4 protein-coding genes are annotated in these 4,474 nt (G+C 67.7%); 1 reads left to right on the top strand and 3 read right to left on the bottom strand.

Translation table 11 applies throughout. The features are described from left to right. Positions 1–20 precede the first annotated feature (20 nt). A complete protein-coding gene (locus tag RI841_RS14730; protein WP_310706387.1) occupies positions 21–344 on the bottom strand; it encodes a hypothetical protein in 324 nt (107 codons plus the stop codon). A 292-nt stretch (positions 345–636) separates the two neighbouring features. On the opposite strand from RI841_RS14730, the gene RI841_RS14725 reads away from it, so the two are divergent. Next, positions 637–1,827: an FG-GAP repeat protein gene (locus RI841_RS14725; RefSeq protein WP_310706386.1), complete on the top strand. Its 1,191-nt coding sequence runs from the start codon at positions 637–639 to the stop codon at positions 1,825–1,827. 47 nt (positions 1,828–1,874) lie between these two features. Here the strand turns inward: RI841_RS14725 and tviB are convergent, their stop codons facing one another. Together tviB and RI841_RS14715 are read right to left on the bottom strand one after the other, a co-directional pair. After that, the gene (gene tviB / locus RI841_RS14720; protein ID WP_310706385.1) at positions 1,875–3,152 is read right to left on the bottom strand and encodes a Vi polysaccharide biosynthesis UDP-N-acetylglucosamine C-6 dehydrogenase TviB; all 1,278 of its coding nucleotides are present in this window, start codon (positions 3,150–3,152) and stop codon (positions 1,875–1,877) included. 72 nt (positions 3,153–3,224) lie between these two features. After that, on the bottom strand, positions 3,225–4,474 hold a 1,250-nt coding region (locus RI841_RS14715; protein ID WP_310706384.1), incomplete at its 5' end, for an O-antigen ligase family protein.

The raw sequence follows: 4,474 nt of genomic DNA, 5'->3' as shown, positions 1-4,474 counted from the left end.
TAAGGGTCTGACCCTCAGGGTTACAACCTCAGATCAACGCTTTCCTTCGGCAGCAGGTACTTGAGGTCGTAGAATACATGCTCGGGTTTGCCCCAGGCGCGGATGCCATCCACGCCCAGCTCGCGGAATGCGCGGTGGGCCACGGCGAGGATCATGGCGCCGGCGCCGAGCTGCGCCACCGGGCGGATGCCGTATTCGGCCTCGGCCTCGGCCTTGTTCACCGGGGGATCAAAGACATCCACCGCCACGTTGTAGTCGCCCAGCTCTACACCAGGCGCATGGAAATCGAGGAAGGCTTTCCGGATATCCAGAGCGAGCGCTTCGGGGTTGCGTTCAACCTGCATGGCACCCGGCACGCACGGCGTACCGAGATCCTGTTGCCTCATTGCGATGCAGGCCAGTTTTCGTCTCCTGACCGGCGGGCCGAATGGACAGGCTCCGCCGGCTTATGCGACAAGAGGCGGAGCTGGGGGTCACCGTATGATTCGTAGGGAGGCCCCAGGGTCAGCCCCTTAAGCACACGTAAGGGGCTGACCCCGCCAACCCACTCGCCGAAACAAGGAAGGCCTCCAAATGCTCTCATCGCCCCACCCTGTTCTCCATGCGATTCGGCGCCTCCGCGCAGGCTTCTGCCCCATGGGTATCGCGCTCACTGCCGCCCTGGCGGCCCCCGCGGTCATGGCTGGCCCCACCGAGCTGCTGGCAGCGCCAGCGACGGTGTGGGCGCCCGAGGAAGCCGCCGACGGCGACAGATTCGGCGCCTCGGTAGCCCTGGACGGCAACCGCGCCGCCGTCGGTGCCATGGGCGTGGCTATCCCCACCGACGGCGCCGGTGCCGTCTACCTCTATGAGCACACCGGGCGTGATTGGCAGAGAACCCGCGTGTTACATCTGGAGAACGTGGGCGTGGATGCCCACTTCGGCTCCGACGTCGCCCTGGCGGGCGACTGGCTGGCCGCCGGTGGCACCGGTGTCTACGCTGGCGCCGGCGCTGTCTACCTGTTCCACCAAGACGGTGACGACTGGCCGCAACGGCAGCGCTTCCTGCTCCCCGAAAGCCAGGATTTCACCTTCTTCGGCAGCACGCTGGACATGACGGCAGCACGCCTGCTGGCCGGCGCCCCCGGCTATGATGCCGGCGCCCGCGACAGCGGCATCGTCATGGTGTACGAACGCCAGGAAGACGGTCGCTGGCGCGAAGCCGATCCGCTGCAGGTGGAGACCCCGCAAGAGGGCGAACGCCTGGGCAGTGCCGTGGCCCTGCACGGCGACAGGGCCCTGGTGGGCGCCGCCGGCAGTGGTTCGGCCTACCTCTTCGAGCATCGCCAGGGAGCATGGTCACAGATCGCCCGCTTTTCGGAGGACCTCGGCGAACGCAGCAGCTTCGGCGCCAGCGTCTCCCTCGCGGACGGTGTCGTGCTGATCGGCGCGCCGTTTGCCAAGAATGCCGCAGGCGACCCGGAGGGGGCCGCGTTCCTCTACACGGAGCAGGACGGCAGCTGGGCCGCGCAGACTCGGCTCCAGTCGGACACCCCGAATCGCTCGGACCAGTTCGGCGCGGCGGTGGCGCTGACGGACGGCATGGCGCTGGTGGCCTCGCCACGGGATGACGCAGACGCCAGAGATGCCGGCGCCGTCTTCGTGTACGCCCCGAAGGACGGCCAATGGCGCCTCAGCGGCAGGCTGTCTCGTCCACAGCCCAGCGCCTACGACGAATTCGGCCGCTCACTGGCCGTGAAGGCCGGCACGGTCGCGGTGGGCTCACCCAATGATGCCGCCCCGGGCACCGAAGACGGCTACCCCGGCACCGTCACGGGATACCGCTAGCATCGGGGCCAGACCCTTAAGGGGATTTAAGGGTCTGACCCTCAGGGCTACAACCTCAGATCAACGCGTTCCTTCGGCAGCAGGTACTTGAGGTCATAGAGTACATGCTCGGGTTTGCCCCAGGCGCGGATGCCGTCCACGCCCAGTTCGCGGAACTCGCGGTGGGCCACGGCGAGGATCATGGCGTCATAGGCGCCGGCCTCGGGGGCCTCCACCGGGCGGATGCCGTACTCGCTCTCGGCCTCGTCCTTGTTCACCTGGGGGTCGTAGACATCCACCGTCACCCCGTAGTCGGCCAGCTCATTGATGATGTCCACCACCCGGGTGTTGCGCAGGTCCGGGCAGTTCTCCTTGAAGGTGAGGCCCATCACCAGCACCCGCGCCCCATCCACATGGAGGCGCCGCTTGATCATCTGCTTGATCAGCTGGCTGGTGACATAGGCCCCCATGCCGTCGTTCAGGCGCCGTCCGGCGAGGATCATCTCCGGGTGGTAGCCCACCTGCTGGGCCTTGTGGGTCAGGTAGTAGGGGTCCACGCCGATGCAGTGGCCGCCCACCAGCCCCGGGCGGAACGCCAGGAAGTTCCACTTGGTGCCGGCGGCCTCCAGCACCTCCTCGGTGTCGATCCCCAGGCGGTTGAAGATCACCGCCAGCTCGTTGATCAGCGCAATGTTCACGTCGCGCTGGGTATTCTCGATCACCTTGGCGGCCTCGGCCACGGCGATGGAGCTCGCCAGGTGGGTACCGGCGGTGATCACCTTGCCGTAGAGCGCATCCACGAAGGCGGCCACCTCCGGCGTGGAGCCCGAGGTCACCTTCATGATGGAGGTCACTCGATGTTCCTTGTCGCCCGGGTTGATGCGCTCCGGGCTGTAGCCGGCGAAGAAGTCCTGGTTATAGGTCAGGCCGGAAACCCGCTCCACCACCGGAAGGCACGCCTCCTCGGTGGCACCGGGGTAGACGGTGGATTCATAGATCACCACATCGCCCTGCCCCACCACCTGGCCCAGGGTCTCGCTGGCGCGGATCAGTGGCGTCAAATCCGGGCGACGGCTGGCATCGATGGGCGTGGGCACGGTGACGATATACACATTGCACCCGCGCAGCGCCTCGAGCTCGCTCTCGAAGCGCAGCTGACGCGATGCGGCCAGCAGCTCGGGCTCCACTTCCCGGGTATGGTCGATCCCGTCGCGCAGTTCACCGATGCGCTGGGCATCGATATCGAAGCCCACGGTGGGCAACACCTTGCCGAACTCCACCGCCAGCGGCAGGCCCACATAACCCAGGCCGATCACGCCCAGGCGCACGTTATCCATGTCCAACATCCAAAAGATCCCTGAAAAGAAACATCAACCAGAACGCACCCCGCGCCCCAGACCCAAGAGGCCACCATTTACTCAAGGGCCTGACCCCGAGCGCCGGTTCAACCAGTCGCGATGAAACACCGCCATCTGCATGGCGGCGGTCAGCAGCACGATAATGCCGGTGGGGCCGACGAAGCGCAGCGGCATGGAAAACAGGCACAGCACCATCACCGTGACGAAGCAGCTGAGGATGCCAAGCCCCCACACCGCATGCCAGTGGCGCCGCAGGTTGGCCCACAGCAGGGCCCGCAGCGGCAGCACGGCCACGGTCACGAACCCCAGCAACCCAACGGCGCCGGTGGCCGTGGCGGTGCTGGCCAGCAGGGAATAGTAGCCGCCATAGCGGGCCAGCGGCCTCGCCCCCTCAGCGGGCATCAGTTGGCCGGTGCCCACCAGCCAGTGCTCGCGGAAGACCTGCCAGGCCTGCTGCCAGAGGGCCAGGCGATCCACCATGCCGGCGTGCAGGGCGCGCGCCTGTTCGGTCTCGCCGTTCAGCATCAGGCCGAAGGCCTGCAGCGGCTCCACCAGGCGCTGCACCAGCGGCAGGGAGTGCGGCAGCAGCCATTCGTGGCTCACCACGCCGAGCACCAGCACCGCCAGCAGTGCCGTCAGGCCAAGCCGGCCCAGCCTGTGCCCCTGGTGCTTGCCGAGCACGGGCGTGGCCAGCACATAGAGGGTCACCCCAGACCCCGCCGCCAGCCACGCCGTGGTATAGCCGGTGCCCATCAGTATGATCACGCTCGGCACCGCCAGCAGCATGGCCAACATCACCTGGGCGGCAGGCCGCCAGCCGGTCCCCAGGCGCTGCAGGCCCACCAGCAGCACGGCCAGCAGCACCACCAGGCCCGTGCTGGCCATGAAGCCCATCTGCGCCGGCTCGCCCCAGGCCCAGGGATTGCTGAACCGGCCGTGCTCCAGGCTCGACCAGTTGGCACTCAGCGTGAAGGCCACACCGCCGCCCGCCAGCACGGTGCCAATCAGCCAGTGCCAGTGCAGTCGACACTGCGCCAGCCACCAGGCCAGCGGCAGGCTGGCCAGCCCCGTGACGGCCAGCAGCCGCCCCCACAGCGGCTCCTCGACCAGCGCCGCCGGGCCGCCGCCGACCCAGGCACGCACCACCAGGTAGAGGCTCAGCCCCAGGCTCACCCAGAACAGCTTGAGGCGCAGCACATCCCGCCAGAACAGCGGGTACGCCAGGGCCGCGGCGGCCACGACCAGGGCACCCCCCAACAGCACCAGCCAGCCGCTCAGCCCCAGGCTGAAGGCCATCAGATAGAGCCCCA

The sequence above is a fragment of the Halomonas sp. genome (assembly GCF_031581305.1).
Lineage (GTDB): Bacteria > Pseudomonadota > Gammaproteobacteria > Pseudomonadales > Halomonadaceae > Halomonas.
Note: the sequence above shows the minus strand (reverse complement) of the source record. Positions and strands in the feature narration are given on the sequence as shown.